The organism is Campylobacter concisus (assembly GCF_003048445.1).
Lineage (GTDB): Bacteria > Campylobacterota > Campylobacteria > Campylobacterales > Campylobacteraceae > Campylobacter_A > Campylobacter_A concisus_BF.
In genome coordinates, this window is record NZ_PIQW01000025.1 from 1 (window position 1) to 5041 (window position 5041).

4 protein-coding genes and 2 tRNA genes are annotated in these 5041 nt (G+C 35.5%); 5 read left to right on the forward strand and 1 reads right to left on the reverse strand.

Annotated features, from left to right (window positions below; genetic code table 11):
* The first annotated feature begins 190 nt into the window (after positions 1-190).
* The 3 genes from CVT14_RS10445 (at position 191) to CVT14_RS10980 (ending at position 871) form a co-directional block, all read left to right on the forward strand.
* Positions 191-266, forward strand: a tRNA-Lys gene (locus tag CVT14_RS10445).
* 6 nt (positions 267-272) lie between these two features.
* Positions 273-347: transfer RNA gene (locus CVT14_RS10450), tRNA-Glu, on the forward strand.
* A 389-nt stretch (positions 348-736) separates the two neighbouring features.
* Entirely contained in the window at positions 737-871 is a 135-nt protein-coding gene (locus CVT14_RS10980; RefSeq protein WP_021089405.1) for a hypothetical protein, read from the forward strand.
* Between the two features lie 90 nt (positions 872-961).
* On the opposite strand, the gene CVT14_RS10455 is transcribed toward CVT14_RS10980, so the two are convergent.
* Positions 962-1714: a DUF4198 domain-containing protein gene (locus CVT14_RS10455; RefSeq protein ID WP_021089389.1), complete on the reverse strand. Its 753-nt coding sequence runs from the start codon at positions 1712-1714 to the stop codon at positions 962-964.
* A 442-nt stretch (positions 1715-2156) separates the two neighbouring features.
* Here CVT14_RS10455 and CVT14_RS10460 point away from each other — a divergent pair, with 442 nt between their 5' ends.
* Positions 2157-3929, forward strand: coding sequence for a ShlB/FhaC/HecB family hemolysin secretion/activation protein (locus tag CVT14_RS10460; protein WP_107850304.1), 1773 nt, complete (start codon positions 2157-2159; stop codon positions 3927-3929).
* A gap of 9 nt (positions 3930-3938) precedes the next feature.
* On the forward strand, positions 3939-5041 hold a 1103-nt coding region (locus CVT14_RS10465), incomplete at its 3' end, for a filamentous hemagglutinin N-terminal domain-containing protein (protein WP_159071756.1).

Genomic DNA, 5041 nt, shown 5'->3' on the forward strand with positions numbered 1-5041 from the left:
GGTAGTTCAGTTGGTTAGAATGCCGCCCTGTCACGGCGGAGGTCGCGGGTTCGAGCCCCGTCCGCTGCGCCATCTACCAAACCTTAGGTTAAGGTTCTTGATTCTATTTTTTCTTGTTTTTTTGAGTGATCAAATTAAATTTTAAGATTATAAGTTCTAAGATAACACTTTGTTATTGATATTTAATCTTGCCTCGTTAGCTCAGTTGGTAGAGCATATCACTCTTAATGATGGGGTCGTAGGTTCGAGACCTACACGGGGCACCATCTTTTGGCCCATTCGTCTAGCGGTTAGGACACCAGCCTCTCACGTTGGTAACACGAGTTCGAGTCTCGTATGGGTCACCATTTTTCTTTTAAATTTAACTCAAATTTTGAAAAATTGACTGCTAGTGCAACAAATTTGACTAGTAAATTTAACCTGTAATAAATTGTACTTTGAAGTAAAAGTGTGCAAAACGTCTTTTTTCTTTATAAAAGGCAAATTTATGCTAAAACTAGCAGAATTGTATATATAAAGCAACGAAACGCTCGTTTTTCACAGTAAAATGAATTGTGTATTGTTTCCATTAAATTTTTACATCTACGGATTATGATACTTTCTTTATTGCTTGCTAATATGCGAAGCAATTTTGGTATTTAGATAGCAGAAATTATATTGAAATACTGTATTCAAAAATTTCAGAATTCTTTACTGAAGCTCTAAAAACTTGTTTTAATAACTAGGTGCTTGAGTTTTGCAAAAGGTTTTAGGCGAAAACGGATCAGCAGTTTTTAAAAGTTTAGAGATTACAAATAATGATGAAATTATGATTGCTGGAGTTATTAAATCTTTTAGAAATACACAAATTTTAAAATTTAGCCGCACATAAATTTGCTGATTTTGTCTTGATAAATTTGACTTATAAGGTAAAAGAGTAGGGCACATTTGACTGCACCCCTTGATAAATTCTAAATTTGATCTATTTTAGCTCAAACGCAAGCGTTGCAGCGATCGTCTCATCATCACAAATTTTTGAGTCAGCAAATGGCATTTTATGCACTGTTTGTAGCAGCCATTTTCCAGGTTTAAGTGCAAGCACTTCTATCGTGCCATCTGGCTCAGTTTGGCCATGAAATGCGCTTTTTTCTTTTAAAAATCCATCAAATGTTCCATCAAGTGTAGCATTTTCTAAAGGTTTGCCCTCAAATAGAATTTTTACTTTAAACGGCACACCAACTTTGAAATTTGCTGGATTGTCAAGTGGGACTATCTCTAGGCGTTGGTTGGATGGTTTTGTTACAGAGTCGTCCTTAGCGTTTTTATTTATTACGCCTTTTGCGCTCATGCTCGCTTTTTTGCAGTATTTGGCGTCCTTGATGTCCTCTTTGGTTTTGTCCATGTGCCATGTGCCATCGCCTGCTTTTGTCCAAAACGTAGGCTTATATTCGCCAGCTATAAGGTATGAGCCGTCTTCTAGTTTGGCTCTTTCATAGTGGTAGTTTTCGCCGCTTTGTTTTAGGCTCAGTTTCTCGCCATTTTTGTTTATAACGTATGGGGCTTCAAATAGGGCGATTCTATTATCTGGGATCTTTTCAACAGTCGGGAAGTCGTCTGCGTAGCCTATATCAACGCTAGTTACTTCCTTACTGCTACCAAAAAGCCAAAATTCGTGAGCTAAAGAGTGACTGCTAAATGCCGCCAAAGCCAAAAGTGCAAATAAATGCTTGTTCATTACCTATCCTTTCAGATTAAATTGTCTATTTTCTATTTCTAATATATGTCACAAAAATATTGTTAAATTTTTATAGATCTAAATTTTGCTAATTTTTAGAAAATTTAGTAATCAAAACCAAATTTACTTTATCAAATTTATAAAATAGCACGTCTATAAAACACTTTAACTGCTGAAATTACGAAATATAAATCAGTTGCGCAATTATATCAAAATAATAATCATTGTCAATATGAAATTAAATTTTACATACAAGAGGATAAACCAAAATAAATTTGCTTTTACTATTTGTATATCTAAAAAGTTTCATTTTTGAAATATTTTGTATAAAAATTCTTTTTTCTAATTATATTTTAATATTATATTAAGATTACTTCCTTTATAATGTCACTAAATTATTTTAGAAAATATAACTTTATAGTTATTTCCAAGGAAGGTTGAGATGAGAACTCTCTTATCTTTAGGCATAGTGTGTGCTGCGCTACTTGCTAATGAGACTAATCTAAAAAATGAGTTAAACAACGAAGAGATTAGGGCGAGTATGGCAAGCTCTTTTAACGAAAGCTCAAACATAAATTTGCTTAACGAAAAACCAACTTCAGTAGGTAAGCTAAATTTAAATGAAACCCCATGTTTTAAAATAGATAAAATTTCACTTCTTAGTGAGAATGAAGTAGCTAGCTTTAACGCTAGTAGTGGTGCTGATGAGGCTATAATAAGAGAAGCTTATAATGCAAACTACTCTAAATTTAACTCTATCTTAGAGACTAGCTTAAACAAGCTTGATTTTAAAGCTGGCAGCTGTCTTGGCAAAAACTCTATCAATCTAATCATAAACTCTTTTAACAACGAGATAATAAAAAGTGGCTATATCACTTCAAGTGCGAGCCTAGTTACAAAGAGCTTAAAAGATGCCAAGCTAGAGTTTGTGATAAATCTTGGCTTAATAGATGATATAAGCATAAACGAGCTTGATAGCCAAAGAAATAGAGCGAGCTTATTTAGCGCATTTGGTGAGTACTCTCATAAAAATAAAGTGGCAAACATAAGAGATATCGAGCAGGCTCTTGAGTCACTTCAAAACGTCTCGAAAAATGATGTTAGCATTAAATTCTTACCTTCAAACAGAGCTGGCTTTTCAAATATAGTAATAACTAGAGTTGATAGCTTCCCACTAAAAGCTGCTATAAGCATTGATAACCTTGGCTCAAAACAAAGTGGCAAATATCAAGGAATGCTAAATTTAAGCACGCTAAATTTACTTGGATTTAACGAAATTTTTAGCTTCTCACACGGCAAAGATATCTTTAAAAAGTATGAGGTCACAAATAAATTTAATGGCGCTACTGATCACGGGGCTTCAAATAACTATTATTACGGCTTTACTGTCCCGTTTGGCTACTTCATGCTTGAGTATGAAAAGAGCAAATATGACTACGCCCAGATCATAAACGCAGCCTACAACCTCTACACATATAAAGGTAGAAGCGAGAGCGACTCACTAAGCCTTGCTTATACATTTTATAGAGACTCAAATTTTAAAAATAGCGCTTACGTAAAGCTATTTAAGAGAAAAAATAAAAACTACCTAGAGGACTACGAGCTAGATAACCAAGCTAGAAGAAATGCTGGATATGAGGTAGGTGTAAAATCAAGCTGGAATTCTTACAACCAAGCTTTTAGCGCCAAGCTAGCTTACAAAAAGGGCACTGGTATATTTAGATCACAGCCCGATCCTTTAGAAGATAGCGGCGAGGCTACATCTAGGTTTGCTCTAATAAATTTAAACCTAAACTACAAATATAAATTTGAACTTCCACTAAGCTATGATCTAAATATCAACGCAAGATATGGACTAAATAAACTAAGCTTGCAGGATCGTTTTAGCATCGGCGGGTATCACAGTGTTAGGGGATTTGATGGGGAGAGCTCGCTTGTTGGAAACCACGGAGTAAGCGTAAGAAATACCCTCTCATATAACTACTATAAGAGCAACTCTGTCTATGCAGGGCTTGACGCTGGCATGGTAAGAGCAGCAAATAGCGGCATAAAGGATAAAAACACCCTTGCAGGATACGCCATAGGTCTAAGAGGCAGTATAAAAGCCTACAACAACCTAAGCTACGACATATCTGTCTCTAAACCTCTTTATAAACCAAAGAGCTTTGAATCTAAATCAACAAATGTAAATTTCATCATAAGCTACGAATTTTAAGGATAAAATATGCTAAAGAACAACCAAATTTCAAATTCACAAAGCAATCAAAAGCCTAGTCTTTTAACCATAGGCTTAAATTTCTACGTAAGTCTCTCTTTGCTACTTGGCACTATGCCAGCATTAGCAAATGAGCCAAGCATCATAGCTGATCCAGGCGCTAGCAACCGCCCTGATATACTAAAAGCTCCTAATGAGACGCTAATAATAAACATCACAAACCCTGATAGCAAGGGCGTATCTATAAATGAATATAGTAGGTTTAATACTCCAACCACTGGCACTATCCTTAATAACTCTAATAAAAACATAGATACTAAGATAGCTGGTCAGATAGATGCAAACTATAGGCTAAATAAAGAGGCAAGCCTTATTATCAACAAAGTAAATTCGGCTGAGAAATCATCTCTAAAAGGAAATTTAGAGGTAGCTGGAAGCAGGGCTGACGTAGTCATAGCAAACCCAAATGGCATAAGCGTAGATGGTCTAAATATGATCAACTCTCGCTCACTCACACTAACAACAGGCAATATCAATAAACTAAGCCCTAAAGAGATAGAGCTAATATCTGACAAGTCAATCGACATCGTAGGGGACGGCCTAAACGATAAGAGCAGCGACTATACTAATGTGATCTCAAATGCCATAAATTTAAACTCAAATATCCACGCAAATGAGCTAAACATCATCGGTGAAAAGGCGCTTACTTCAAGCAAAGATAGACTTTACAACGACGTAAAAGCTAAAAACCAAGAAAACAGCTTTAGCTTAGATAGTAGCGCGCTTGGCGGTATGTATGCTAATAAAATCAAACTAGTTGGCACAAGTAACGGTGTGGGCGTAAATAATAATGGTCTAGTTATAGCAAATAACAACATAGAGATAAGCCTTGATGGTGATATAGTTAATGCTGGTGCTATCGCTTCTAATAAAGATACAAGCATAAAAGCAAATACTATAACAAACAAAGATGAAGCGCTAATAGCAGCCAAAGAGAGCCTTGATATAAAAGCAGACACTTTGGTAAATACATCTAGTCAAATTTATGCTAAAGATATAAATGTAGAGGCTAAAAAGCTGGTAAATAACTCAAGCTCGCAGGCTAGGGTGGA